Below are 24,908 nucleotides of genomic sequence, written 5' to 3' on the forward strand. Positions count from 1 at the left end.
ATCATGCTTCAGGACAAAGACCGCATTTTTACCAATATCTACGGCATGCATGACCGCACCCTGAAAGGCGCGCAGTCGCGCGGCCATTGGGATGGGACTGCCGGGATCATCGAAAAGGGCCGCGATTGGATCGTGGACCAGATGAAGGCATCGGGCCTGCGTGGCCGGGGCGGGGCGGGCTTCCCGACGGGGCTGAAGTGGTCCTTCATGCCCAAGGAAAGCGATGGCCGTCCGTCCTATCTGGTGGTCAACGCGGACGAATCCGAGCCCGGCACCTGTAAAGACCGCGAGATCATGCGTCACGATCCGCACACGCTGATCGAAGGCTGCCTGATTGCGTCTTTCGCAATGAATGCACACACCTGCTATATCTACCTGCGTGGCGAATATATCCGCGAACGTGAAGCGCTCCAGGCCGCGATTGATGAAGCCTATGAGGCCGGGTTGGTTGGCAAGAACGCCTCCAAATCCGGTTGGGATTTTGACATCTATCTGCACCACGGCGCGGGCGCTTACATCTGTGGTGAAGAAACCGCGCTGCTGGAAAGCCTGGAAGGCAAGAAGGGCATGCCGCGGATGAAGCCGCCATTCCCGGCGGGCGCGGGTCTTTATGGTTGCCCGACCACAGTGAACAACGTCGAATCCATCGCCGTGGTGCCCACCATCTTGCGCCGTGGGCCGGAGTGGTTCGCGAGCTTTGGCCGTGCGAATAACGCCGGCACCAAGCTTTTTGCGATCTCAGGTCACGTGAACAACCCCTGCGTCGTCGAAGAGGCGATGAGCATCTCGTTCGAAGAGCTGATCGAAACCCATTGTGGCGGCATTCGGGGTGGCTGGGATAACCTCAAGGCCGTGATCCCCGGTGGCTCTTCGGTGCCGTTGATCCCCGGCAAAGACATGCGCGATGCGATCATGGATTTCGATTACCTGCGCGAGCAGCGGTCCGGCCTTGGTACGGCGGCGGTGATCGTGATGGACAACTCCACCGATGTGATCAAAGCGATCTGGCGGTTGTCTAAGTTCTACAAACACGAAAGTTGCGGCCAGTGTACGCCCTGCCGCGAAGGCACCGGCTGGATGATGCGGGTGATGGACCGTCTGGTGTCGGGCGACGCGGAACCCGAAGAGATCGACATGCTGCTTGATGTGACAAAACAGGTCGAGGGTCACACGATCTGCGCGCTTGGCGATGCGGCGGCTTGGCCGATCCAAGGTCTGATCCGCCACTTCCGAGATGAGATCGAAGACCGCATCAAACACAAGCGCACGGGCCGTGTCAGCGCGGTTGCGGCGGAGTGAAACTGTGCGGGGCGGCGGGCCGGTGGCTTGACGCTTGGCGCAGGAGCGGCGATAGCGGGCGCGCGTTTGGCGCGTCCGTTCCACAACAGGCGCGGGGATGGTCGGCAAGACCGGGCATTAAGCGCAGCGGAGTAGGTTTATGAAATATGCTTTGACGGTTCTGACGGTCAGCACCCTGCTGGCGGGCTGTGCGAATGACAGTGATCGCGTGGCCTTTGACGGGCAGTATTTCAACACCAAACTGCGCAAAGTGGATGGGCAGCGAGACGTCTTTCAAGTGACGGTTAAGGACGCTGGAAAATCCCTTGATGGCGCGCGCGCGGCGGCACGGTACGAGGCAGTTAAATACTGCGTCGGCACCTATGGCAGTTCCGACATCGATTGGACCATTGGCCCCGATGCGCCCGCAGGCGCACTGCGGCTGGATGGCGGTGCGCTGACCTTTCAGGGGCGCTGTCCGCAGTGATCGCATCGGCGACATATCGCGGGGCTACGGCCCTTGGGGGCGGTGATATTGAATATCACGGCCTCCGATCTTCATCTGTCAGACGGGCCGTTCCGGCCCGCTGCATGAAGGAGTATTGATATGCGCACCCTGATGATCGCCGTGATCGGCCTGAGCCTGACCGCCGCCACCGTGACCCCAGCCGCCGCCAAACCGCCGCTGCGTGAAGTGGCCGCGATTGACGATGCGCTGTTGGACATCGGCGTGGCCGATATTATCCGCAAGAATTGCCCCACGATCAGCGCGCGGATGCTACGCGCGGTCAAGATGGCGTGGGATCTTAAGGCCAAGGCGGGCAATCTGGGCTACACCGATGCCGAGATCGACGCCTATATCGACAGTGACGCTGAAAAAGCACGGATGAAAGCGCGCGGGGCCGCGTTTTTCAAGGCTAGGGGGGTCGATACTTCGGACCCGCAAAGCTATTGTGCGCTTGGACGCGAAGAGATTCAAAAATCGAGCCGGATCGGTTCGTTACTGAAGGCAAAGTGAGCTTATGAGCGATATCCGCAAGATCATCATCGACGGTAAAGAAGTCGAAGTCGAAGGGGCGATGACGCTCATTCAGGCCTGCGAGCAAGTGGGCATCGAGGTGCCGCGTTTCTGTTATCATGAGCGTCTGTCGATTGCCGGTAACTGCCGCATGTGTCTTGTGGAAGTCGTCGGCGGGCCGCCCAAGCCCGCCGCCTCCTGCGCCATGCAGGTCCGCGACCTGCGCCCCGGGCCGGAAGGCCAGCCGCCGGTGGTGAAAACCAACTCGCCCATGGTCAAAAAGGCCCGCGAAGGCGTGATGGAGTTCCTGCTGATCAACCACCCGCTTGATTGCCCGATCTGCGATCAGGGCGGTGAGTGTGATCTTCAGGATCAGGCAATGGCTTATGGCGTCGACTTCTCGCGCTACCGCGAGCCAAAGCGGGCCACGGAAGATTTGGATCTCGGTCCCTTGATCGAGACCCATATGACGCGTTGCATCTCCTGCACCCGCTGCGTGCGCTTCACCACCGAGGTCGCGGGGCAGCATGTCATGGGGCAGACAGGCCGGGGCGAGGATGCCGAGATCACGACCTATCTCGGCGCGTTGATCGACAGCAACCTGTCGGGCAACATCATTGACCTCTGCCCTGTCGGTGCGTTGGTCTCCAAGCCTTACGCCTTTACCGCGCGTCCGTGGGAACTCAGCAAGACCGAGAGCATCGACGTGATGGATGCGCTCGGCTCCAACATCCGCGTGGATACCAAGGGTCGCGAAGTCATGCGCTTCCTGCCGCGCAACCATGATGGAGTGAACGAAGAGTGGATTTCCGACAAGACCCGTTTCGTCTGGGACGGGTTGCGCCGCCAGCGTTTGGACACGCCCTACATCCGCGAAAACGGCAAGCTGCGCAAAGCGAGCTGGCCCGAGGCGCTGAACGCGGCTGCCGCGGCAATGAAAGGCAAGAAACTCGCCGGTCTCATAGGTGATCTGGCGCCGGTTGAGGCTGCCTTTGCGCTCAAGCAGTTGATCGAAGGGCAGGGCGGTGTTGTCGAATGTCGCACAGATGGGGCGAAGCTGCCGGCGGGCAACCGTTTTGGCTATGTCGGTAATGCTCGGATTGAGGACCTCGATGACGCCAAGATGGTCCAGCTGATCGGCTGTAACCCGGCAGTCGAAGCGCCGGTGTTGAATGCGCGGATCCGCAAGGCTTGGAGCAAGGGCGCTGAGATTGGCCTGATTGGCGAAGCGGCGGACCTGACTTACCCGCATCACCATCTGGGCAATGACCGCGCCACGCTCGACAAGCTGATGAACAGTGACTTTGACGAAGTGTTGGAACAGCCTTCGGTCATCGTCGTCGGCCAAGGTGCGCTGCGCGAAGCCGATGGCGCGGCAGTTCTGGCGAAGGCAATGGAACTGGCCGAGAAGACCAAGAGCAAGCTGATGGTTCTGCATACTGCCGCCTCGCGCGTTGGGGCGATGGACATTGGTGCCACGGCTGAGAACGGCATGGACGACGTGAACGCGGCAGAGGTGATCTACAACCTCGGCGCGGATGAGATCGAGATCGGCGAAGGCCCCTTTGTGATCTACCAAGGCAGCCACGGCGACCGGGGCGCGCACCGTGCCGACATTATCCTGCCGGGTGCCGCCTATACCGAAGAGCCGGGTCTGTTCGTCAACACCGAAGGTCGCCCGCAACTGGCGCTCCGCGCTGGTTTCGCACCAGGGCAGGCCAAGGAAAACTGGGCGATTCTCCGGGCGCTCTCGGCCGAGATGGGCGCGCAGTTGGGCTATGATTCCATTGCTGAGTTGCGCCGCAAGCTGACCGAGGCCGTGCCCCATCTGGCGAATATTGATGAGGTGCCGGAAAACAAGTGGAACGCGCTGCCTGCAGGGAAACTGGGCGATGCCTCCTTTGCCCCTGCGGTGCGCGACTTCTACCTGTCGAACCCGATCGCGCGGGCCAGCCAGTTGATGGCGGAACTGTCGGCGCTGGCCGCCGCCCGCCGGGCCGAACCAATGGCGGCGGAGTGAGAACCATGATGCTGGCCCCCTTGATGCTACTGGCCGCCTGCGACCCGCAGGTGCCAGTGGCCAAGGATTTCATCCCTGACTACAAGGGGGTAGAAACCCAGCTTTTGGACGGTGATTTGGTGCAATTCAACGTAGCAATGACCAAGGCGCTTTCGGCGCAGGACGTGTCGGACTATGCCGAATGCGCTGCGGCGCAATATACGCTGATCCGGGGCTATGGTTTTGCGCGTCATGTGCGGACAAATGTGACCGAAGAGGGTGGCATATGGCGGGCAGATGCTGTTTACACGATCTCGCCGAGCCTGCCGAAAGGCTTGAAGACAATTGATGCTGAAGTGACCGCGTTTCAATGCGCGGAACGCGGCATTCCGACGGTGTGAGGACTTATGGCTGATTTCTTTTACAACACCTATCTGGGCATCGGTCTGCTGACGGTCGGGCAGGTGTTGCTGCTGGTGGTGCCGCTTTTGCTGGCGCTGGCCTTCCTCATGTATGCCGACCGCAAGATCTGGGCCGCCGTGATGATGCGCCGTGGCCCCAACGTTGTGGGCGTCTTTGGCCTGCTGCAGAGCTTTGCGGACTTCCTCAAGTATATCGTCAAAGAAGTGGTGGTGCCTGCGGGTGCTGACAAGGGGGTCTTCTTCCTCGCGCCGATGATTTCTTTTGTCATGGCGATGATCGCTTGGGCGGTGATCCCCTTTAACGAAGGCTGGATCCTGTCGGACATTAACGTCGCCATCCTTTATGTTTTCGCCGTCTCCTCTTTGGAGGTTTACGGCGTGATCATGGGCGGTTGGGCGTCGAACTCGAAATATCCTTTCCTTGGCTCGCTGCGCTCTGCCGCGCAGATGATTTCTTATGAGGTCTCGATCGGCCTGATCATCATCGGCGTGATCCTCTCGACTGGGTCGATGAACTTCTCGTCCATCGTGGCAGCACAGGATGGTGACTGGGGCCTGTTCAACTGGTACTTCCTGCCGCATTTCCCAATGCTGATCCTGTTCTTCATCTCGGCACTGGCGGAAACCAACCGCCCACCGTTTGACCTGCCGGAAGCGGAATCGGAACTGGTGGCGGGCTATCAGGTGGAATATTCCTCAACGCCGTTCCTGCTCTTCATGATCGGTGAGTTGGTCGCCGTGGTGCTGATGTGCGCATTGGTGTCGCTGATGTTCTTCGGTGGCTGGCTGTCGCCGGTGCCGTTCCTGCCCGATGGCTTCTTCTGGATGTTCATCAAGATGCTGATGGTCTTCTTCATGTTCGCCATGGTGAAGGCAATCACGCCGCGCTACCGCTATGACCAGCTGATGCGGCTGGGGTGGAAAGTCTTCCTTCCCTTCTCGCTCTTCTGGGTGGTCTTCGTGGCATTTGCTGCAAAATTCGATTGGTTCTGGGGCATCTACGCCCGCTGGACCGTAGGGGGCTGATATGGCTGCGACTGACTACACCCGCGCCGCGAAATATTTCCTGCTGGCGGACTACGCTAAGGCGTTCATGCTGGGGATGCGCTATTTCTTTGCGCCGAAAACCACGCTGAACTACCCGCATGAAAAGGGGCCGCTGTCGCCTCGTTTCCGTGGGGAGCACGCGCTGCGGCGCTATCCCAACGGTGAGGAACGCTGCATTGCCTGTAAGCTGTGCGAAGCGATCTGCCCCGCTCAGGCGATCACCATCGACGCCGAAGCACGCGAAGACGGCAGTCGCCGCACCACGCGCTATGACATCGACATGACCAAATGCATCTACTGCGGTTTCTGCCAGGAAGCCTGCCCGGTGGATGCGATTGTCGAAGGCCCGAACTTCGAATTCTCGACCGAGACCCGCGAAGAGCTTTACTACGACAAGGCGAAACTGCTGGACAACGGCGAACGCTGGGAAGCCGAGATCGCGCGTAACCTCGAAATGGATGCGCCCTACCGATGACTGATCCCAAGAACCCCTTTGATGCGATGATGAAACAGGCGCAGGAAATGGCGAAAGCCTTTCCGGCGATGGATGCCTTTTCGCCCAAGGGGTTTGAGGCGTTGATGGGGACGATGCCCAAAGAAATGATGGATTTCTGGTTTGGCGACACGGTTAACAAGGGCGGGCTGGACGCACGCACCCGGTTGCTGCTGACGCTGGCCGGTTTGACCATGCAGGGCGCGCAAAACGACATGGCGGTCCGCCAGACGGTACGTCACGCGCTCGAAGCGGGGGCCACGAAGCAACATATCGTCGAGACCATCGGCCAGATGTCGGCCTTTGCCGGTATCCCGGCGATGACCCGGGCGCTGGAACTGGCGCAAGCGGTGCTGGACGAGAACAAAGACACCAAGAAGGAAGACGGCGCATGACGGTCTTTTCATTTTACCTCTTCGCGATCAGCGTCATCACCGGCGGCCTGTTCACGGTGATCAGCCGCAACCCGGTGCATTCGGTGCTTTGGCTGATCCTGTCGTTCCTGTCGGCGGCAGGGCTCTTCGTTCTGCTGGGCGCAGAGTTCGTGGCGATGCTGTTGGTCATCGTTTACGTCGGCGCGGTGGCGGTTCTGTTCCTCTTCGTTGTCATGATGCTCGACGTGGACTTCGCCGAGTTAAAGGCCGAGATGGCGCGCTACATGCCGCTGGCCTTGTTGATCGGGCTGGTGATCTTGATGCAGTTCGTCATGGCCTTTGGCGCATGGGAGCAAAGCGCTGCGGCAGAGAGCCTGCGGGCCAATGCGATTGACCCGGCGCGGTTCAACACCGAAGCGCTCGGCCTGCTGCTTTATGATCGTTACTTCCTGCTTTTCCAACTGGCCGGTCTGATCCTGCTGGTCGCGATGATCGGGGCGATTGTGCTGACACTGCGTCACCGTAAGGACGTGAAGCGCCAAGACGTGGTGGCGCAGATGATGCGTGACCCGGCCAAGGCGATGGAACTGCGCGATGTAAAATCGGGGCAGGGGTTGTAAGAGGCGGAGTTTTTTAAAAAATTCCGCGACCGTTTTCTTTGAATGAAAACGGGTTGGCGAAATAGAAGGAGACGGCGTGATGTCTAGAACAACAATCGTAGTGCTTGTGGTGGTGTTGATCGTCGTCTTCGGCGGCTACAGCTTCATGGGCTAAGACTTAATCCTCCGGTGGCAGCCGGGGGCAAGTGATACTAAAAGCCCCTGATAATGGGGCGCGACCAAAGCCCATCAAGGGGCGGGAACGTAAGGGACGACATGATCGGACTTGAGCATTACCTGACGGTAGCGGCAACGCTGTTCGTCATCGGCATCTTCGGGCTTTTCCTGAACCGCAAGAACGTGATCATTTTGCTGATGAGCATCGAATTGATGCTGCTCGCGGTGAACATTAACCTCGTTGCCTTCTCCAGTTTCCTTGGTGATCTGACGGGGCAGGTCTTCACCCTCTTCGTGCTCACCGTCGCCGCCGCCGAGGCCGCCATTGGCCTCGCCATTCTGGTCTGTTTCTTCCGCAACCGTGGCTCGATCGCGGTGGAAGATGTCAACGTGATGAAGGGCTGAGGCAATGGAAACCACGATCCTATTCGCCCCACTGTTGGGTGCCATCCTCTGCGGTTTTGGCTGGAAGCTGATCGGTGAGAAAGCCGCCCAGTGGATCGCCACAGGTCTGCTGTTCCTCGCCGCCTTCCTGTCTTGGGTGGTGTTTCTGACGCTGGACGGTCCGACCGAGCAGATCCAGATCCTGCGCTTTATTGAAAGCGGTACGCTCAGCACCGATTGGGCAATCCGCATGGACCGTCTGACCGCGATCATGCTGATCGTGATCACCACGGTGTCGAGCCTCGTGCACCTTTATAGCTTCGGCTACATGGCCAATGACGAGAACTTCCGCGATAACGAGAGTTATCGCCCTCGGTTCTTCGCCTATCTGTCCTTCTTTACCTTCGCGATGTTGATGCTGGTGACAGCGGACAACCTTGTGCAGATGTTCTTTGGCTGGGAAGGCGTGGGTGTCGCCTCCTACCTGCTGATCGGTTTCTACTTCCGCAAGCCGAGCGCGAATGCGGCGGCGATGAAGGCCTTTATCGTCAACCGGGTCGGGGACTTTGCTTTCCTCTTGGGCATCTTCGGCCTTTACATGCTGACGGATTCGATCCGCTTCGACGACATCTTTGCAGCGGCACCTGATCTGGCCGAGCAGTCGGTCACCTTCCTGTGGAACGATTGGAACGCGGCGAACCTCATTGCCTTCCTGCTGTTCGTCGGCGCGATGGGTAAATCGGCGCAGCTTTTCCTGCACACATGGCTGCCCGACGCGATGGAAGGCCCGACGCCTGTGTCGGCGCTGATCCACGCCGCAACCATGGTGACGGCGGGTGTCTTCCTTGTCTGCCGCATGTCGCCGGTGATGGAATTCGCGCCCGAGGCGATGGCCTTTGTTACCGTGATCGGTGCCACCACGGCCTTTGTCGCGGCGACCATTGGTCTGGTGCAGACGGACATCAAACGCGTGATCGCCTATTCGACCATGTCGCAGCTCGGCTATATGTTCGTGGCGGCCGGCGTTGGCATGTATTCGGCGGCGATGTTCCACCTGTTTACCCACGCGTTCTTTAAGGCGATGCTCTTCTTGGGCGCGGGCTCGGTCATCCATGCGATGCACCATGAGCAGGACATGACCAACTACGGTGGTCTGCGCAAAAAGATCCCCTATACTTTCTGGGCGATGATGATCGGCACGCTGGCGATCACCGGTGTCGGTATCCCGCTCACGCATATCGGTTTTGCGGGCTTCCTGTCGAAAGACGCGATTATCGAAAGCGCTTGGGGTGGTGGGTCCATGTATGGCTTCTGGCTGCTGGTAATCGCTGCTGCGATGACGAGCTTCTACAGCTGGCGCCTGATCTTCCTGACCTTCTTTGGCAAACCTCGCGGCAATAAGAAAACCCACGCCCATGCCCATGAAAGCCCGATGGTTATGCTGATCCCGCTTGGCGTCTTGGCGCTCGGTTCGGTCTTTGCCGGGATGATCTGGTACGGCAGCTTCTTTGGCCATGCCGACGAAGTGGGTGAGTTCTATGGCATCCCAATGGCCGAAGTGGCCGCTGGCGATGCCCATGTTGAGGACGACCACGGTGCCACCGGTCCGGTTGACGGGGACGACGGTGCCGAGGCTTTGGTCGAAGGGCATCAGGATGCCGGCACGCATCACGCGAGCTTTGGTGGTCAGCCGGGTGAGGGGGCGCTTTACATCGGGCCTGACAACCACGTGTTGGATGACGCCCATGCCGCACCGGTCTGGGTCAAGGTTTCGCCCTTTATCGCGATGCTCTCAGGTTTGGTCATGGCGCTGTGGTTCTATATCTGGAGCCCGACCGTGCCGGGCCGTTTGGCGGCCAACCAGCGTCCGCTTTACCTTTTCCTGAAAAACAAATGGTACTTTGATGAGGTCTACGACGTGATTTTCGTGCGTCCCGCCAAATCGCTCGGCCGGTTCCTGTGGAAGCGCGGCGATGGCAATGTGATCGACGGCACGCTGAACGGCGTCGCCATGGGGATCATCCCCTTCTTCACCCGGCTCGCCGGTAAGGCCCAGTCTGGCTACGTCTTCACCTATGCCTTTGCCATGGTGATCGGCATCGCGGTGCTGGTGACATGGATGACGATGAGCGGAGGAGCGAACTGATGGACACGCATCTGCTCTCAATTATCACCTTCGTTCCGGCCTTTGCCGCGCTAATCCTCGCGGTCTTCCTGCGCGGGGACGATGCTGCCGCCGGGCGCAATGCCAAATGGCTGGCCTTTATCACCACGACGGTCACCTTTGTGATCTCGCTCTTTGTGTTGTTCGAGTTCGACCCAAACAACACCGACTTTCAGTTCGTGGATGAGGCCGACTGGCTCTTGGGCCTGAAGTACCGGCTTGGTGTTGACGGTATCTCAATCCTCTTCGTGATGCTCACCACCTTTATGATGCCGCTGGTCATTGCCGCGAGCTGGAATGTTGAGCACCGCGTCAAAGAATACATGATCGCCTTCCTGCTGCTGGAAACGCTGATGCTTGGCGTCTTCATGGCGCTGGATCTGGTGCTGTTTTACCTGTTCTTTGAAGCGGGTCTGATCCCCATGTTCCTGATCATCGGCATCTGGGGCGGCAAAGAGCGCATCTACGCGAGCTTCAAGTTCTTCCTCTATACCTTCCTCGGCTCGGTGCTGATGCTGGTGGCGATGGTCGCGATGTTTACCGAAGCAGGCACCACCTGTATCGGCGGCTGCGAGATCAGCTTGCTCACGCATAACTTTGCGTCGGATGATTTCGAACTGCTCGGCATTCAGATCATCGGCGGGATGCAAACGCTCATGTTCCTCGCCTTTTTCGCCAGCTTCGCGGTTAAGATGCCGATGTGGCCCGTCCACACATGGCTGCCCGACGCACACGTTCAGGCGCCGACCGCCGGTTCTGTCGTGCTTGCGGCGATCCTGCTGAAAATGGGGGGCTACGGCTTTCTGCGGTTCTCCTTACCGATGTTTCCGGTAGGGGCTGAGGTAATGACGCCTCTAATCCTCTGGATGTCGGCCATTGCGATTGTCTACACCTCGCTCGTGGCGCTGGTGCAGCAGGACATGAAAAAGCTGATCGCCTATTCCTCGGTTGCGCATATGGGTTTCGTCACCATGGGCATCTTTGCTGCGAACCAGCAGGGGGTTGATGGGGCGATTTTCCAGATGGTCTCTCACGGTTTCATCTCCGGTGCGCTCTTTTTGATTGTGGGCGTAATCTATGACCGGATGCACACCCGCGACATCGACGCCTATGGCGGTCTGGTGAACCGGATGCCCGCCTATGCGCTGGTGTTCATGTTCTTCACCATGGCCAACGTGGGCTTGCCGGGGACTTCGGGGTTCGTCGGTGAATTCCTGACGCTGATGGCGACTTTCCAGGTGAACACTTGGGTGGCAGCCGTGGCGACCACCGGGGTGATCTTCTCGGCGGCCTATGCGCTGTGGCTTTACCGCCGGGTGGTGATGGGCGATCTGATCAAGGAAAGCCTCAAGGCAATCAACGATATGACCGCGCGTGAGAAATGGATCCTTGCCCCTCTGGTGGCGATGACCCTGATCTTGGGCGTCTATCCGGCGCTGGTGCTGGATATGATCGGGCCTTCGGTGGCTGCTCTTGTTGAAAATTACGACATGGCGCTGGAGGCGGCTGACACCGCTGTGCAGACCGCCGATGCCTCGCATTAAGAAGGACTTGGCGCATGATTTCCGCTGATCTGAACACCATTCTGCCCGAGATTGTCCTTACGGGGTTTGCCCTGCTCGGCCTGCTCGGCGCGGTCTACACAACCAAGGATAAAGCCGCCGGGGTTCTGGTTTGGCTGACGGCTGGGTTGATGGTTCTGCTCGCTGCTTGGGTGGCGATGTCTGGGGATGGGTCGACCAATATCGCCTTCCACGGGATGTTCATCGACGACAGTTTCGCCCGGTTCGCCAAAGTTGCCATTTTGCTGTCGGCGGCGGCGGTCCTGGTCATGTCCAAGAGCTACATGACACTGCGCGGTCTGCTGCGGTTTGAATACCCGATGTTGGTGGCCCTCGCTGTCGTGGGCATGATGATGATGGTCAGCGCGGGCGATCTCATGGCGCTCTACATGGGGTTGGAACTGCAATCTCTGGCGCTTTACGTTGTTGCTTCGCTGCGCCGCGACTCGGTGAAATCGACGGAAGCGGGTCTGAAGTATTTCGTGCTTGGCGCGCTGAGCTCGGGCCTGCTGCTTTACGGTGCTTCGCTGGTCTACGGCTATGCCGGGACGACCTTGTTTGCCGGGATCATCACCACCGCGCAAACGGGCGGCACCTCGCTTGGGCTGCTTTTTGGCCTCGTGTTCCTGATCTCCGGTCTCGCCTTCAAGGTCTCTGCCGTGCCGTTCCACATGTGGACACCGGACGTCTATGAGGGCGCACCGACACCTATCGCGGCCTTCTTTGCCACCGCGCCCAAGATGGCGGCAATGGCGCTTTTTGCCCGTGTGATGCATGATGCCTTTGGCCATATCATCAATGACTGGTCCCAGATCGTGGCGCTCTTGTCGGTGCTGTCGATGTTCCTTGGCGGGATCGCGGCGATTGGGCAGACCAATATCAAACGTCTGATGGCATTCTCCTCCATAGCCCATATGGGCTATGCTTTGATGGGGTTGGCGGCTGGCACGGTCTTTGGCGTGCAGGCGATGCTGGTCTATATGGCGATCTATGTGACGATGAACCTCGGCACATTTGCCTTCATCCTGCTGATGCAAAAGGACGGTGCGCCGATCACAGATATCCGTTCGCTGCATATGTATGCCAAAAATGCGCCGGGGCGGGCCTTGGCGATGCTGGTCTTGCTGTTCAGCCTTGCGGGCGTGCCGCCGATGTTGGGTTTCTTTGCGAAATTCTACGTGCTCCGCGCCGCCTATGAGGCTGATATGACTTGGCTCGCGGTGGCGGGCGTGATCGCCAGTGTCATTAACGCCTACTACTATCTGCGGATCGTCTTCTACATGTACTTTGGCGAAGAGCGGTCCGAGACGTTGGACAATCAGAACGGCGGCGTTTTGACCGTGGTGCTGATGGCCTCCGCGCTGATCATGATCGTGGGCGTGGCGAATATGTTCGGCGTCGAAGGCATGGCGGCTGCCGCTGCGGCATCGCTGGTAAACTGAGCTTGCCGCGCGGGGGCGCAGCATGAACGGCTGGCCCACAGGCTATGATCGTCGTGTCTATGACACGCTCGATTCCACCCTTGCCGAAGCGGCGCGGTTACAGCCAACGCTGACCGCGCCGGTTTGGATTCTTGCGCTTGAGCAGACTGCCGCGCGGGGCAGGCGGGGGCGCAGTTGGTCAACCCCGCGGGGAAATTTCGCGGCGACACTGATGATGCCACGTAGGGAAACGCCCGGTGTCGCAGCACTGCGCTCCTTTGTGACCTCGCTTGCGCTCTACCGTGCTTTTGTTGCCACCACCGGTCGCGCGGATGCCTTTGCGCTGAAATGGCCCAATGATGTGCTGCTAAAAGGGGGCAAGGTGGCGGGCATTCTTTTGGAAACCGTGGGCGAGCATCTGGCGATTGGCATTGGGGTGAACCTGTCGCATGCCCCCGCCGCCAGCGCTTTGGAAGCCGGTGCTTTGCCTGCCGTGACCCTGCGCGAAGCCGGGGTCCAGATCGCGCCTGAAGACTTTCTCGAGGTGCTTGCGCAAGAATACGCCGGTCTTGAAGAGCAATTCATCACCTATGGTTTCGCCCCAATCCGCAGCGCGTGGCTGGCCCATGCAGCGCGTTTGGGCGAGGTCATCACAGCACGAACGATGCGAGATGAGACGGTTGGCGTTTTCGAGGATGTAGATGCCACAGGAAACTTGATCCTGCGCACCTCGGATGGGCTGGTGCCGATCACCGCAGCGGATGTGTTTTTTTAAGGCCCAAAGAGGGGAGATGCCATGCTTCTGGCGATTGATTGCGGCAATACCAATACGGTTTTCTCAATCTGGGACGGGACCGAGTTTATCGCCACATGGCGGACCTCAACCGAATGGCAGCGCACGGCGGATCAATATTACGTCTGGCTTAATACGCTGATGCGGTTGCAAAATATTGACGCGGACATCACCGATATGATTATCAGCTCCACCGTGCCGCGGGTGGTCTTTAACCTGCGCGTCCTGGCGGATCGCTATTTTAACACGCGGCCTTTGGTGGTGGGCAAACCCGGCAGCGTCCTGCCCATTGATGTGCGTGTCGACGCTGGCACGCAGGTCGGGCCGGACCGACTGGTCAACACCGTGGCTGGTTACGACCTTTATGGCGGGGACCTTATCGTGGTCGACTTTGGGACGGCCACGACCTTTGACGTGGTGGCGAATGACGGGGCCTATATCGGCGGGGTGATCGCGCCGGGTGTGAACCTTAGCCTAGAGGCGTTGCACAATGCCGCCGCCGCTTTGCCGCATGTTGATATCTCCAAACCCAAACGGGTGATTGGCACCAATACGGTAACCTGCATGCAGTCGGGTGTCTTTTGGGGTTATGTCGGGCTGGTTCGTGAGATATGTGACCGGGTAAAGGCGGAACGCGCCAGACCGATGCGCGTTATTGCTACAGGGGGGCTCGCGCCACTGTTTCAACAGGCAGTCGACCTGTTTGATGATTATCAAGATGAACTCACGATGCACGGCCTGACCGTGATCCACGACTACAATAAGGACAAAGCTGAATAATATGAGCAGCGAAAGATTTATCTACCTTCCCCTCGGCGGGGCGGGTGAAATTGGCATGAATGCCTATGTTTATGGCTATGGTAAGCCCGGTAAAGAGCGGCTGATCGTCGTCGACATCGGCGTTGCCTTCCCGGACATGGACAGCACACCGGGTGTGGACCTGATCCTGCCCGACATCACTTGGCTGAAGAAACGCCGCGACCAGATCGAGGCGATTTTCATCACCCACGCCCACGAAGACCACATCGGCGCGATTGCCCATTCCTATCAGGCGCTGCAAGCTCCGATCTATGCGCGGGCGTTTACCGCCAACATCGCGCGGCGCAAGATGTCCGAACATGGCCATCCAGAAGATGCGGTCACCACGGTCAGCAGTTGGCCTGAGCAGATCACAGCAGGTCCATTCAAAGTCGGTTTCCTGCCGATCTCGCATTCGATCCCTGAATCCTCCGCCATGGTCATCGACACGCCGGATGGGCGCACGATCCATTCCGGTGACTTTAAGATCGACCGGACGCCGGGCGTGGGCGAAGCCTTTGACGATGCGCTTTGGGCCGAGGTCTGCAAAGACGGCGTCAAGGCGCTGGTCTGCGACTCGACCAACGTCTTCTCCGCCCATCCGGGCCGCTCGGAAGCCACAGTTGGCCCCGAGATCGAAAAGCTGGTGAGCGGTGCTGAAGGCATGGTGATTGCCACGACCTTTGCCTCCAACGTCGCACGGGTCAAAACCCTTGCCGAGGCCGGTGTGCGCGCGGGCCGCTCTATCGTGTTGCTGGGGCGGGCGATGAACCGCATGGTCGAAGCCTCGATCGAGACCGGCGTGATGAAAGACTTCCCGCCCGTCACCTCGCCCGAGAACGCCCGTGCGATCCCACGTGAGAACCTCATGCTGTTGGTCACAGGCAGCCAGGGCGAACGCCGTGCCGCTTCGGCCCAGCTTGCGCGTGGCAAGTATCAAGGGATTGAAGTGAAAGAGGGGGACATGTTCCTGTTCTCGTCCAAGACCATTCCCGGCAACGAGCGCGGTGTCATCAGCATCATCAACCAGTTCTCTGGAAAGGGTGTGGATGTGGTGGATGACACGTCGGGCCTCTACCACGTATCCGGCCACGCCAACCGTCCCGATCTGGAAACCCTGCATGACATCGTCAAACCGCAGGTCTTGATCCCCATGCATGGGGAGCATCGCCACCTGCGCGAGCATGTGAAGATCGCTGACGCAAAGGGTATCACCGGGGTTCTTGCCGTGAACGGCATGATGGTTGATCTGTCGGGCAACGAACCCAAGGTGGTTGAGCATGTCGACACAGGCCGCATGTATCTTGACGGCTCCGTGCAGGTCGGCGCGCTTGACGGGGTGATCCGCGACCGTATCCGCATGGCGCTGAACGGTCATGCCACGGTGACGATGATCCTTGATGCCGACGATGAGCCGCTTGGTGAGCCTTGGGTTGATCTCATGGGATTGCCAGAGACAGGCCGCTCCAACGCACCGCTTGTCGATGTGCTGGAACAGGATCTGAGCCAATGGCTCAACCGTCAAAAAGCCGCGACCCTGCGCGATGACGACAAGCTCAATGACGGTCTGAAAAAGGTCGCTCGGCAGTCTGCCCAGAATGAGATCGGCAAGAAACCCGAAGTCACCGTGGTGGTCAGTCGTCTGAACTGACCTCCCCATCGCCGCTGCACATATAGACTGCGCCGCCCACTGCGACCACGCTTACACCCGTGGCCGCGAGGGCGGCGGGGGTCGATAGTGCGGTGGCCAGCGTTGTGCCTGTGGTTGCCAGATTGGCGCTCAGAGCGGATGCCCCTCCGGTCAAGATAAACGCCCCCGACTTATGCGCCACGGCGCGTAGGTTGTCGGGCTGGGTAACAGTTTCCACAGCGGAACGCGCGATGCTTTTGCTGATGTCGACGGTCTCTTGCTTGGTGGTATTCACCCGTTCGCAGAAGGTCTTTTTGCAGTAGCCGCGATAGTTGCGCTCGCCGGGGATCAGGAAATGCCCATCCTCTGGCGTCGTTGTCAGGCAATAGCCATTGATCTGGTCCAGCGGGACGGTGGTGGCGAGGTAGTCAAAAGCACCCCGCTGTCACAAGCAGGCAGCGCACCCCAAAGCTTGCTCCACTTCCGCGCGGGCCAGTTCATCAACCGCTCGCGGGTGCCGACCTCATCTGCGAAATTCGCAAAATTCTCAGCTTCGACAAAAACTTCTGCGCCGTTTACCATGGCTTGGCAGCGCTCGGCACTGGCAGGGGCGGCGGTCAAGGTGAACAGGGACAGGGCAAAGGCGACTGGGGCATACTGCTGCATGGCAGACCTCTTTAAGGGTGTTTCACCTCACATAGCACAGACGAAAAAGCCGCCAATCCCGGTAGGGAGCGGCGGCGAATTCATGCCAGCAGCTGCGCTCGTTCAAATACGTTCGCGGAAGCTCAAACCAATGAAGTCCGGCGTGTGATCGCCCAGCCCGACAACGCGGTTGTCATTGCCACTGCGCTTGTCATTGCGACCGCGTCCACCACGAGACTTCTTGTCGTCGCGTCCACCACGGCTGGATTTTTGTTCATCCGGCGCAGGGGCGGCTTCGGTTTTTTCAGCAGCGGCGGGTTGCTCTACCGGCTCAGGCTTAGCGTCTTGCTTAGGCTCGGCCTTTGGCTGCGTTTCGACGGCTGTTTCCGCAGCTTTTTCCGCAGGCGGCGTGTCCGACTTGCGGCTGCGCGACCGGGTGCGCTTTGGCTTGTCGTCCTTCTTGGCCGGTGCCTCGGCAGTCTCTGCATCGGGTTTTGCGTTACCCAGTGGATTTTCCAACCGTGGGATCGGCTTTTGCACCAGACGCTCGACGTCTTCGAGATTTTTCTCATCCCGCGGCACGCAGATCATGATCGCCTTGCCATCGCGTCCGGCGCGGCCAGTGCGACCAATGCGGTGAACATAGTCCTCGGCGTGGCTTGGCACGTCGAAGTTGAACACATGGCTCACGCTTGGCACATCTAGGCCACGTGCCGCCACGTCAGAAGCCACGAGAAAGCGCAGTTCGCCGTTGCGGAAGCCTTCGAGCGTCTTGGTTCGCTGGCTCTGATCCAAGTCACCGTGGATAGGCGCGGCATCATAGCCGTATTTTTTCAACGACTTGGCGACGATATCCACGTCCATCTTGCGGTTGCAAAAGATGATCGCGTTGGTGCATTTTTCGCCCTCGGCGTCGATCAGCAACCGCAGGAGCTTGCGCTTTTCGGTGGCTTCGCGGTCTTTGCGCGAGGCTTTGAACATCACCACACCTTGGGTGATATTCTCGCTCGTCGTCGCCTGACGGGCCACTTCGATGCGCTCAGGATTGCTGAGGAAAGTGTTGGTGATCCGCTCAATCTCAGGCGCCATGGTGGCCGAGAAGAACAGCGTCTGCCGGGTAAAGGGCGTGAGGCCGAAGATGCGCTCGATGTCCGGGATGAAGCCCATGTCGAGCATCCGGTCGGCTTCGTCCACCACCATGACTTTGACGTCAGACAGGATCAGCTTGCCACGTTCGAAATGGTCGAGCAGGCGGCCCGGTGTGGCGATCAGCACGTCGACGCCCTTGTCGATCAGCTTGTCCTGCTCTTTGAAGCTCACGCCGCCAATCAGCAGTGCTTTCGTCAGTTTAAGGTGTTTGGAATAGGTGTCGAAGTTCTCGGCCACCTGCGCGGCCAACTCGCGGGTTGGGCAAAGCACGAGGCTGCGCGGCATCCGCGCGCGGGCGCGGCCACGGGCCAGCAGCGAGAGCATCGGCAGCGTGAAACTGGCGGTCTTGCCGGTCCCGGTCTGGGCGATGCCCAAAACGTCGCGGCCTTCGAGGGCAGGGGGGATGGCACCCGCTTGAATGGGCGTGGGCGATTCGTAGCCAGCTTCTACAACAGCTTTGAGAACCTTGGCATTGAGGTTGAGATCGGTAAATTTTGTCATGTGCGTCCGGGTTGAGCGGACACTGACTTGGCCCGCGGCAGCAATACAAGCCGGCCCGAATGGCCCAAGGGGCGGCATTTGCCGCGGCATGTTCCAAAAGCGCATAGCAAGTTGTGGCCTAGTCGTCAAACACTTGGCAGTTCAGAGCTTTGCCTGTGGGAAATGGCGCTGCGCGATTGCATCAAGGTTCAGATCGACTTTGCGCAGCACCCCATGCGCGTCCAGCGCGGCGCGCAACTCTGGGGTGTCGGCGCTGACCTCATCAAAGAGCGCGCGCAGCCCCGGCTCCCCGCCTTCTGACTCGATCATTGCAAAAAGCTCATGCATGGACAGCCCACCCCGATCCCGCGGCTGGTTAGGGGCGAGTTCGGCGCGGTAGGAGCCGTTTTCAAGCCGGTAGCGGTAAGCGGCAAGCCACTCCACCCATGACTTCGCATGTAAATGCGCAAGGTCAATGCCCGGTTGCTGCTCTGGCCCTTCGATGATCTCATCGTCTTGAAAGACATTGTGAATTTGGACCCGGATACCCTCTAGCCCGGTGCGCACAAAGACTTTGCCCGCCAAATGACTCAGAAACCCGCCTTTGATATAAGGACCATAGGTCGGATAGATTTCCGACACTGTGCCGGGGCGCTTTGGCCCGTTAGGAATGAACGCTTTGAAATGGGTGTTGTCCCCGGAAAGCGCTTCCATTGGACGGATGCGGGCGATTTGCTGATCGGCAGGCAGCGCCGAAAGGATGTCCGCTACAGGGCGTTCTGACACGAGAAATTCATCGACATCCATATGGATCAGCCAGTCAACGTCATCCGCGCGGCGGTAGGCATGGGTGGCGTTGCGCGACTGCCGAACTTGATGCTTTGACGGTCGCCGCCCCGCAACTTTGCGCCAGTGGGCCGCGTCACAGGTCGTTACGCGCACCTTCGGATGCGCCTTCAGCGCGGCAAAAGCCTCTGGGTTTTCTGCGTCGAGATAGAGAAACAGCCGATGCGCGCCGGCTTCGAGATGGTAGGCAGCAAAGCGAAGTATCTCGGGCGCGGGGGCCAGTATCGTGGCCCAGAGGCCCCATCTTGTCGTCATATCGTGTCGTGTCTCCCCCCCGTCTAGAGGGAGAATGCCAGTATGAGCCGTGGAATCAAGGAAATCTGCCGATAATAGGCGGAGTTTAGACCATCATTTCCTTCGTCGCGGTGAGCTTAATATCGGGGTAGTCACGCTCCACCCGGTCAATGTCCCATTGCAGACGAGTCAGGTAAACGATGTCGCCGTCATGGTCGAAAGCGATATGCTGCTTGTTGGCTTCGGTAAACTTATCAACGGCTTGTTTGGTGCCGTTGACCCAACGGGCCGAAGTGAACTGCGACGGCTCAAAGCGCACCGGCAGCCCGTATTCCAGCTCAATCCGGCTGGCGAGCACTTCGAATTGCAACTGCCCCACAACGCCCACGACAAAGCCCGAGCCGATCGAAGGTTTAAAGACTTTCGCGGCGCCTTCCTCGGCAAATTGCATCAACGCTTTTTCGAGGTGTTTGGCCTTGAGCGGATCGCCGGCCCGCACCGACTGCAACAGTTCCGGCGCGAAGGAGGGGATGCCGCTGACGCGCAGCGCTTCGCCTTGAGTCAGCGTGTCCCCAATGCGCAGCTGGCCGTGGTTGGGGATGCCGATAATGTCACCGGCCCAAGCCTCTTCGGCCAATTCACGGTCGGAGGCGAGGAACATGACCGGGTTGGAAATCGTCATCGGTTTTTTAGTGCGCACATGGGTCATTTTCATGCCACGCTCAAAATGCCCCGAGGCGAGGCGGACAAAAGCCACCCGGTCGCGGTGCTTGGGGTCCATGTTGGCCTGCACCTTGAAGACGAAGCCAGAAACTTTTGTTTCTTCAGGTAAAATTTGGCGCGGGGTGGCGGCTTGGATCTGCGGCTCCGGCCCGTATTTGGCGATGCCTTCCATCAATTCACGCACGCCGAAGGAGTTGATCGCCGAGCCAAACCAGATCGGCGTCAGCGTGCCTTCGTGCATCGCTTTAAGGTCCAAAGGCGGCAGCAACTCGCGGGCCATTTCCAGTTCCTCACGGAGCTTTTCCAGCAGCGCGGCAGGGACGTGCTCGGCCAATTTCGGATCGTCCAGCCCTTCAATCTTGATGCTGTCAGCAACGCGGTTCCGGTCGGCGCGGTCCATCAGTTCCAGCCGGTCGCGCAGCATGTCATAGCAGCCGACAAAGTCGCGGCCTACGCCGATGGGCCAGCTTGCAGGGGTCACGTCGATGGCGAGGTTTTCTTGAATCTCGTCAATAATATCAAAGGTATCGCGGCTTTCGCGGTCCATCTTGTTACAGAACGTCAGGATCGGCAGGTCGCGCATCCGGCAGACTTCGAACAGCTTTTGCGTCTGGCTTTCCACACCTTTTGCGCCGTCAATCACCATCACGGCGGCGTCCACCGCCGTTAGCGTGCGGTAGGTGTCTTCGGAAAAGTCCGAGTGGCCGGGCGTGTCGACGAGGTTAAAGCGGTAGTTGGTGTCACCGCTTTGAAAATCGAACGACATGGCCGAGGCAGAGACTGAAATCCCCCGGTCCTTTTCCATCGCCATAAAGTCCGAGCGGGTGCGGCGTGCCTCGCCTTTGGCGCGCACTTGGCCCGCCATCTGAATGGCCCCACCAAAGAGCAGGAACTTTTCAGTCAACGTGGTCTTGCCCGCGTCAGGGTGGCTGATGATCGCAAAGGTGCGACGGCGCGCGATCTCGGCGGGCAGGGCGGGGCGGTTTAGGGGCGTGTCCAACATGACAGGGCGTATAGACGCGGCGCGGGCAGGCGGCAAGTGGCCGTGGAGCAGCGGTCAGCAGCCGCTGGCCTTGCGCAGCAATGCCGTCGCATCGGGGCGGTCCAGCAGCGCTTCGGCCAGATCAAGTCCGGCATGCGGCAGATCGGAATGGCCGGGGATCACCTCACCCATAGCTGCCGAAATCTCGGAGGGCAGGACCGAGCGGGTGCGGTTGTCCACCAGCATGGATTCCGCCGCGATGCCTTCGGCAAAGATGATCTGGTGGCTGTCAAAAAGCAGTTGGAAGTAGTCGACAAAGCCACCGTCCTGCACTGTCACGCTATCGCCATTCACCAAATGCCGCGCTTTGACCAGCAGTTCCGACCGGCCCGCGCCCATTTCATCGCTGCGTTGATAGATGAAGAGCCGGTGATCCGGGCTGACGATCAGGTCGTGTTCGTTGTTGAGCGTGCCAGCGCGAATACAGATGGGAGCGAATTCGCCCACCGCACGCAGGGTGCTTTGCCCGATCCAGCGCAGCGGTTGCACACCATCGTCGCGGGTCAGGATGCGGTCCCCGACGCGCAGGTCTTCGACGCGGCGAAGCTCGCCGGTGCTGAGCGAGATATGGGTGCCGCGGGTGAAGGACACACAGGCCAGCTGACCAAATTTCTGCTGCAAGTTTTCGCGGTCGATCCCCACCAACCGGTAGTCGACATTGGGGTGGAGCGCGCCCAGTGGCAAAAGGTAGATTTCAACCGCATGGCCACGGCTGTCCACTTCGACTAACAGCAGCGCCTCTTGGGTCTGACCGTTGGGAGACATCAGCGTCACGGCGCTATCCAGATGAACATCCGCCCCCGCTGTCCCGGCTTGCGTATCAGGCGCGAGACGCAGTTTGTGGCCCCCGCAAGTCTGCACCGACAGGCGCAGGGGGGCCGCGTCACGGGCAAGCTCATAGGTGTCATCTAGGACCAGTTCAGCAGCAAAAGAAAGGGCATCGCCCGTATTTGCCCCGTCGGTGGCGCTGAACTCAGCGGCGCGGTAGACGGCAATGCTTTGAGCCGGAGCGGGACGAGACGGAGACATGGCGAGCCTTTAACATGAACGTGGGTTGCAGATGAATTAGGCGCAGAATGTGGCCGCGATGGGTCAAGCCTTGGGTGATTTGCTGGCATCGGCGGCGCAGCGTGGTAGGCATATGCAAATGCATAGGAGGAATCGCAATATGGATTTGGGAATCAAGGGTAAAAAGGCGTTGGTTTGTGCCTCGTCCAAGGGGCTTGGCCTTGGCTGTGCCGAAGCTCTGGCTGCGGCGGGGGTGAACCTTGTGATGAACGCGCGCGGTGCGGAAGCGTTGGAATCGTCGGCGGAACGTATCCGTCAGGAACATGGCGTCGAAGTCGTCACCGTGGCGGCAGATGTGGCCACTGAAGAAGGACAAAAGCTGGTTATCCAAGCCGCCGAAGGCTGCGACATCCTCGTGAACAACGCAGGCGGCCCGCCGCCGGGCATGTGGCAAGATTGGGACCGCGACGATTTCATTCAAGCGCTGGACGCCAATATGCTCGCGCCCATCGCGCTGATCAAAGCACTGGTGCCGGGGATGATGGAGCGTGGTTGGGGCCGGGTGGTCAATATCACCAGCCAATCCGTGCGCGCGCCGATTGGCGTGTTGGGGCTCAGCAATTCGGCCCGCACCGGGCTTACAGGCTATGTCGCGGGCACCTCGCGGCAGGTGGCGGGCAAGGGGGTTACGATCAACAACCTTCTGCCGGGTATTCACGCCACGGATCGGGCGGATTCGCTCGATGGGGCAGTGGTGCAGAGCAAGGGCATCACGCTTGATGAAGCCCGCGCCGAGCGGCAGGCGGGCATCCCTGCTGGACGCTATGGCACGCGCGAAGAGTTCGGCGCGGCCTGTGCCTTCCTCTGTTCGCAACATGCAGGGTTCATCGTGGGCCAAAACCTGCTGCTTGACGGGGGCGCCACCAACCTGACAATCTGATTTTGACCCACCTGACCTTGGAGTTTCCCATGCTACGAATGCTTGCAGTTCTCGCCAGCCTGACGGCAACGCAAGCTATGGCACAGGATCTTTTGCCAAGGTTGGAAGCGGCGCAGGTGGCTTTGGATGGGCAAATGCTTGTTCTTATGGGCGATGATCCGGCCAAGGTACGCTGGACCCCGACACGGCGCGCACAATCAGCCTGCGCTTTGGCAGAGTTGGAGCGGCGTCGGGGACGCAAAACCGCTGAGATCTATGTGCGCGAAGTCGAACGGGCGGCTGTAGATGCGCGCAAGGTCACGCACGTCGGTGATATCGGCGGTCTGTTGGTGCGTATTCATGGGGCCGCAGATTTGCGGTTGCAGCGCGATCTCTTCCCGATCACCCGCCAATGCGGGATCGGCCTGTAAAACCTTGGCTGGGGCAACTGCTCCGGCCATTTTAGCGTCTAGCGGCGCGTGGCTGCCCCGAAAAACGCGCGGTGCTTGCGGGCGCGGGACGGGGCTGATAGCTGCTTTCCGAGCGATTTAATCGGATACCGCATCTGTCATGAGTGACCCCACCCCCCGACTGGAAATCAAGAACCTGCGCCGCAGCTATGGCGGGCGGCAGGTGGTCGACGACGTGTCTTTGCAGATCATGCCGGGGCAGGTGACCTGTCTGCTCGGCCCCTCAGGCTGCGGCAAATCCACCACCTTGCGGATGATCGCAGGCGTAGAGATGCAAGACAGCGGCACGATCCATGTGGATGGCAAGCTGATCTGCGACACGGTCTTTCGCGTGCCACCTGAACGGCGCGAGATTGGGCTGATGTTTCAAGACTTCGCCCTGTTCCCGCACCTGAGCGTTGCGGACAATGTGGGCTTTGGCCTGAAAAAAGGCACTAAAGCCGAAAAGCGCAAACGGATCGAAGAGTTGCTCGAACGGGTGGACTTGCTGCGCTATATCGACGGCTATCCGCATCAGCTTTCGGGCGGCGAGCAGCAGCGTGTGGCATTGGCCCGCGCCTTGGCCCCGCAGCCGCGTATCATGCTGATGGACGAGCCCTTCTCTGGTCTCGACAACCGTCTGCGCGACGGCATCCGGGACGAGACGCTGAGCATCCTGAAAGAAGAAGACACCGCCGTTCTGCTCGTCACCCACGAGCCGGATGAGGCAATGCGCATGGCTGATGAGATTGCGCTGATGCGCGATGGCAAAATCGTTCAGCAGGGCGCACCCTACAACGTCTATACCCGCCCCGTCGACCGCGCTTCTGTTTCCTTTTTCAGCGATGCCAACGTGCTTGAGGCTACGGTGAATGGTGCGTTGGCCGATACGGTGTTTGGGCAATTTCTGGCTCCCGGCGTGCCTGATGGCACGGCGGTCAACATCGTCTTCCGCCCCCAACACCTGCGCATCGACTTTGACCGCGCAGGCAAAGGCCCGCGCCCCACGGCAACCGATGGCACCCCGGCCCGCGCAGTCGTGGAACGCGCGCGTTTTATGGGCAATGAAAGCCTTGTGGAGTTTAAGCTGGAAGAGGATGGCTCGCGGCTCAAGGCGACCGTCCCAAACGTCTTTCTGCCGCAGCCCGGCGCTGTCATGTGGCTCACCGTGCGCCGCGACCGCTGCTTTGTCTTTCCGGTGAAACCATGATCCCGTCGATGGTTGAGTTCGGCATGTGATCGCCCCTGCGGCGG

25 protein-coding genes are annotated in these 24,908 nt (G+C 59.6%); 19 read left to right on the top strand and 6 right to left on the bottom strand.

Annotation, left to right across the window (positions count from 1 at the left end; translation table 11 throughout):
- The first annotated feature begins 3 nt into the window (after positions 1-3).
- The 16 genes from nuoF to HTT03_RS13235 all read left to right on the top strand — a co-directional run bounded on the left by nuoF (position 4) and on the right by HTT03_RS13235 (position 16,180).
- Positions 4-1,299: an NADH-quinone oxidoreductase subunit NuoF gene (gene nuoF / locus HTT03_RS13160; RefSeq protein ID WP_174860230.1), complete on the top strand. Its 1,296-nt coding sequence runs from the start codon at positions 4-6 to the stop codon at positions 1,297-1,299.
- A 139-nt stretch (positions 1,300-1,438) separates the two neighbouring features.
- Positions 1,439-1,765, top strand: a complete 327-nt coding sequence (locus tag HTT03_RS13165; protein ID WP_174860231.1) for a hypothetical protein — start codon at positions 1,439-1,441, stop codon at positions 1,763-1,765.
- Positions 1,766-1,885: 120 nt separating this feature from the next.
- The gene (locus HTT03_RS13170; protein ID WP_174860232.1) at positions 1,886-2,296 is read left to right on the top strand and encodes a DUF5333 domain-containing protein; all 411 of its coding nucleotides are present in this window, start codon (positions 1,886-1,888) and stop codon (positions 2,294-2,296) included.
- 4 nt (positions 2,297-2,300) lie between these two features.
- Complete coding sequence (nuoG, locus tag HTT03_RS13175; protein ID WP_174860233.1) at positions 2,301-4,316, top strand: NADH-quinone oxidoreductase subunit NuoG; 2,016 nt, start codon at positions 2,301-2,303, stop codon at positions 4,314-4,316.
- A gap of 8 nt (positions 4,317-4,324) precedes the next feature.
- A complete protein-coding gene (locus tag HTT03_RS13180) occupies positions 4,325-4,696 on the top strand; it encodes a hypothetical protein (protein ID WP_174860354.1) in 372 nt (123 codons plus the stop codon).
- A gap of 6 nt (positions 4,697-4,702) precedes the next feature.
- On the top strand, positions 4,703-5,743 hold the full coding sequence (gene nuoH, locus HTT03_RS13185; protein ID WP_093926560.1) for an NADH-quinone oxidoreductase subunit NuoH: 1,041 nt from the start codon (positions 4,703-4,705) through the stop codon (positions 5,741-5,743).
- Position 5,744: 1 nt separating this feature from the next.
- Positions 5,745-6,239: an NADH-quinone oxidoreductase subunit NuoI gene (gene nuoI / locus HTT03_RS13190; RefSeq protein ID WP_067263454.1), complete on the top strand. Its 495-nt coding sequence runs from the start codon at positions 5,745-5,747 to the stop codon at positions 6,237-6,239.
- Positions 6,236-6,652, top strand: coding sequence for a carboxymuconolactone decarboxylase family protein (locus HTT03_RS13195; protein ID WP_174860234.1), 417 nt, complete (start codon positions 6,236-6,238; stop codon positions 6,650-6,652). Before nuoI ends, HTT03_RS13195 begins: the two co-directional genes overlap by 4 nt.
- Positions 6,649-7,251 carry an NADH-quinone oxidoreductase subunit J gene (locus HTT03_RS13200; protein WP_067268146.1) on the top strand — a complete coding sequence of 201 codons (603 nt, stop codon included), beginning with the start codon at positions 6,649-6,651 and terminating at the stop codon, positions 7,249-7,251. The genes HTT03_RS13195 and HTT03_RS13200 overlap by 4 nt, the downstream gene beginning before the upstream one ends.
- A gap of 255 nt (positions 7,252-7,506) precedes the next feature.
- Positions 7,507-7,812, top strand: coding sequence for an NADH-quinone oxidoreductase subunit NuoK (nuoK, locus tag HTT03_RS13205; RefSeq protein ID WP_007119508.1), 306 nt, complete (start codon positions 7,507-7,509; stop codon positions 7,810-7,812).
- A gap of 4 nt (positions 7,813-7,816) precedes the next feature.
- The gene (nuoL, locus tag HTT03_RS13210; RefSeq protein ID WP_174860235.1) at positions 7,817-9,937 is read left to right on the top strand and encodes an NADH-quinone oxidoreductase subunit L; all 2,121 of its coding nucleotides are present in this window, start codon (positions 7,817-7,819) and stop codon (positions 9,935-9,937) included.
- Positions 9,937-11,499, top strand: coding sequence for an NADH-quinone oxidoreductase subunit M (locus HTT03_RS13215; protein WP_174860236.1), 1,563 nt, complete (start codon positions 9,937-9,939; stop codon positions 11,497-11,499). The genes nuoL and HTT03_RS13215 overlap by 1 nt, the downstream gene beginning before the upstream one ends.
- A gap of 14 nt (positions 11,500-11,513) precedes the next feature.
- The gene (gene nuoN / locus HTT03_RS13220; protein WP_174860237.1) at positions 11,514-12,959 is read left to right on the top strand and encodes an NADH-quinone oxidoreductase subunit NuoN; all 1,446 of its coding nucleotides are present in this window, start codon (positions 11,514-11,516) and stop codon (positions 12,957-12,959) included.
- A gap of 22 nt (positions 12,960-12,981) precedes the next feature.
- Positions 12,982-13,713, top strand: coding sequence for a biotin--[acetyl-CoA-carboxylase] ligase (locus HTT03_RS13225; protein ID WP_174860238.1), 732 nt, complete (start codon positions 12,982-12,984; stop codon positions 13,711-13,713).
- 21 nt (positions 13,714-13,734) lie between these two features.
- Complete coding sequence (locus HTT03_RS13230) at positions 13,735-14,511, top strand: type III pantothenate kinase (protein WP_174860239.1); 777 nt, start codon at positions 13,735-13,737, stop codon at positions 14,509-14,511.
- A 1-nt stretch (position 14,512) separates the two neighbouring features.
- On the top strand, positions 14,513-16,180 hold the full coding sequence (locus HTT03_RS13235; protein WP_174860240.1) for a ribonuclease J: 1,668 nt from the start codon (positions 14,513-14,515) through the stop codon (positions 16,178-16,180).
- On the opposite strand, the gene HTT03_RS13240 is transcribed toward HTT03_RS13235, so the two are convergent.
- The 6 genes from HTT03_RS13240 to HTT03_RS13265 form a co-directional block, all read right to left on the bottom strand.
- Positions 16,164-16,454, bottom strand: coding sequence for a hypothetical protein (locus HTT03_RS13240; protein ID WP_174860241.1), 291 nt, complete (start codon positions 16,452-16,454; stop codon positions 16,164-16,166). The two genes, HTT03_RS13235 and HTT03_RS13240, sit on opposite strands and share 17 nt — an antisense overlap.
- 83 nt (positions 16,455-16,537) lie before the next feature.
- Positions 16,538-16,825 carry a hypothetical protein gene (locus HTT03_RS13245; protein ID WP_174860242.1) on the bottom strand — a complete coding sequence of 96 codons (288 nt, stop codon included), beginning with the start codon at positions 16,823-16,825 and terminating at the stop codon, positions 16,538-16,540.
- A gap of 102 nt (positions 16,826-16,927) precedes the next feature.
- Positions 16,928-18,454: a DEAD/DEAH box helicase gene (locus HTT03_RS13250; protein WP_174860243.1), complete on the bottom strand. Its 1,527-nt coding sequence runs from the start codon at positions 18,452-18,454 to the stop codon at positions 16,928-16,930.
- A gap of 141 nt (positions 18,455-18,595) precedes the next feature.
- The gene (locus HTT03_RS13255; protein ID WP_174860244.1) at positions 18,596-19,534 is read right to left on the bottom strand and encodes a glycosyltransferase family 2 protein; all 939 of its coding nucleotides are present in this window, start codon (positions 19,532-19,534) and stop codon (positions 18,596-18,598) included.
- 85 nt (positions 19,535-19,619) lie between these two features.
- Entirely contained in the window at positions 19,620-21,239 is a 1,620-nt protein-coding gene (locus HTT03_RS13260; RefSeq protein ID WP_174860245.1) for a peptide chain release factor 3, read from the bottom strand.
- Between the two features lie 54 nt (positions 21,240-21,293).
- Positions 21,294-22,307 (bottom strand): Hint domain-containing protein, encoded by a 1,014-nt coding sequence (locus HTT03_RS13265; RefSeq protein WP_174860246.1) that lies wholly within the window; start codon positions 22,305-22,307, stop codon positions 21,294-21,296.
- Positions 22,308-22,446: 139 nt separating this feature from the next.
- Here HTT03_RS13265 and HTT03_RS13270 point away from each other — a divergent pair, with 139 nt between their 5' ends.
- From HTT03_RS13270 to HTT03_RS13280, 3 genes are all read left to right on the top strand, one after another.
- Complete coding sequence (locus tag HTT03_RS13270) at positions 22,447-23,226, top strand: SDR family oxidoreductase (protein WP_174860247.1); 780 nt, start codon at positions 22,447-22,449, stop codon at positions 23,224-23,226.
- Between the two features lie 29 nt (positions 23,227-23,255).
- Positions 23,256-23,636, top strand: a complete 381-nt coding sequence (locus tag HTT03_RS13275; RefSeq protein WP_174860248.1) for a hypothetical protein — start codon at positions 23,256-23,258, stop codon at positions 23,634-23,636.
- Between the two features lie 139 nt (positions 23,637-23,775).
- The gene (locus HTT03_RS13280; RefSeq protein ID WP_174860249.1) at positions 23,776-24,864 is read left to right on the top strand and encodes an ABC transporter ATP-binding protein; all 1,089 of its coding nucleotides are present in this window, start codon (positions 23,776-23,778) and stop codon (positions 24,862-24,864) included.
- Positions 24,865-24,908 lie beyond the last annotated feature (44 nt).

The organism is Sulfitobacter maritimus (assembly GCF_013346665.1).
GTDB lineage: Bacteria > Pseudomonadota > Alphaproteobacteria > Rhodobacterales > Rhodobacteraceae > Sulfitobacter > Sulfitobacter maritimus.

What these genes read in the sequence shown, in the direction of transcription:
- nuoF (WP_174860230.1), top strand. Translation starts at nt 4, where the DNA reads ATGCTTCAGGACAAAGACCGCATTTTTACCAATATCTACGGCATGCAT.
- HTT03_RS13165 (WP_174860231.1), top strand. Translation starts at nt 1,439, where the DNA reads ATGAAATATGCTTTGACGGTTCTGACGGTCAGCACCCTGCTGGCGGGC.
- HTT03_RS13170 (WP_174860232.1), top strand. Translation starts at nt 1,886, where the DNA reads ATGCGCACCCTGATGATCGCCGTGATCGGCCTGAGCCTGACCGCCGCC.
- nuoG (WP_174860233.1), top strand. Translation starts at nt 2,301, where the DNA reads ATGAGCGATATCCGCAAGATCATCATCGACGGTAAAGAAGTCGAAGTC.
- HTT03_RS13180 (WP_174860354.1), top strand. Translation starts at nt 4,325, where the DNA reads ATGCTGGCCCCCTTGATGCTACTGGCCGCCTGCGACCCGCAGGTGCCA.
- nuoH (WP_093926560.1), top strand. Translation starts at nt 4,703, where the DNA reads ATGGCTGATTTCTTTTACAACACCTATCTGGGCATCGGTCTGCTGACG.
- nuoI (WP_067263454.1), top strand. Translation starts at nt 5,745, where the DNA reads ATGGCTGCGACTGACTACACCCGCGCCGCGAAATATTTCCTGCTGGCG.
- HTT03_RS13195 (WP_174860234.1), top strand. Translation starts at nt 6,236, where the DNA reads ATGACTGATCCCAAGAACCCCTTTGATGCGATGATGAAACAGGCGCAG.
- HTT03_RS13200 (WP_067268146.1), top strand. Translation starts at nt 6,649, where the DNA reads ATGACGGTCTTTTCATTTTACCTCTTCGCGATCAGCGTCATCACCGGC.
- nuoK (WP_007119508.1), top strand. Translation starts at nt 7,507, where the DNA reads ATGATCGGACTTGAGCATTACCTGACGGTAGCGGCAACGCTGTTCGTC.
- nuoL (WP_174860235.1), top strand. Translation starts at nt 7,817, where the DNA reads ATGGAAACCACGATCCTATTCGCCCCACTGTTGGGTGCCATCCTCTGC.
- HTT03_RS13215 (WP_174860236.1), top strand. Translation starts at nt 9,937, where the DNA reads ATGGACACGCATCTGCTCTCAATTATCACCTTCGTTCCGGCCTTTGCC.
- nuoN (WP_174860237.1), top strand. Translation starts at nt 11,514, where the DNA reads ATGATTTCCGCTGATCTGAACACCATTCTGCCCGAGATTGTCCTTACG.
- HTT03_RS13225 (WP_174860238.1), top strand. Translation starts at nt 12,982, where the DNA reads ATGAACGGCTGGCCCACAGGCTATGATCGTCGTGTCTATGACACGCTC.
- HTT03_RS13230 (WP_174860239.1), top strand. Translation starts at nt 13,735, where the DNA reads ATGCTTCTGGCGATTGATTGCGGCAATACCAATACGGTTTTCTCAATC.
- HTT03_RS13235 (WP_174860240.1), top strand. Translation starts at nt 14,513, where the DNA reads ATGAGCAGCGAAAGATTTATCTACCTTCCCCTCGGCGGGGCGGGTGAA.
- HTT03_RS13245 (WP_174860242.1), bottom strand. Translation starts at nt 16,825, where the DNA reads ATGCAGCAGTATGCCCCAGTCGCCTTTGCCCTGTCCCTGTTCACCTTG.
- HTT03_RS13250 (WP_174860243.1), bottom strand. Translation starts at nt 18,454, where the DNA reads ATGACAAAATTTACCGATCTCAACCTCAATGCCAAGGTTCTCAAAGCT.
- HTT03_RS13255 (WP_174860244.1), bottom strand. Translation starts at nt 19,534, where the DNA reads ATGACGACAAGATGGGGCCTCTGGGCCACGATACTGGCCCCCGCGCCC.
- HTT03_RS13260 (WP_174860245.1), bottom strand. Translation starts at nt 21,239, where the DNA reads ATGTTGGACACGCCCCTAAACCGCCCCGCCCTGCCCGCCGAGATCGCG.
- HTT03_RS13265 (WP_174860246.1), bottom strand. Translation starts at nt 22,307, where the DNA reads ATGTCTCCGTCTCGTCCCGCTCCGGCTCAAAGCATTGCCGTCTACCGC.
- HTT03_RS13270 (WP_174860247.1), top strand. Translation starts at nt 22,447, where the DNA reads ATGGATTTGGGAATCAAGGGTAAAAAGGCGTTGGTTTGTGCCTCGTCC.
- HTT03_RS13275 (WP_174860248.1), top strand. Translation starts at nt 23,256, where the DNA reads ATGCTACGAATGCTTGCAGTTCTCGCCAGCCTGACGGCAACGCAAGCT.
- HTT03_RS13280 (WP_174860249.1), top strand. Translation starts at nt 23,776, where the DNA reads ATGAGTGACCCCACCCCCCGACTGGAAATCAAGAACCTGCGCCGCAGC.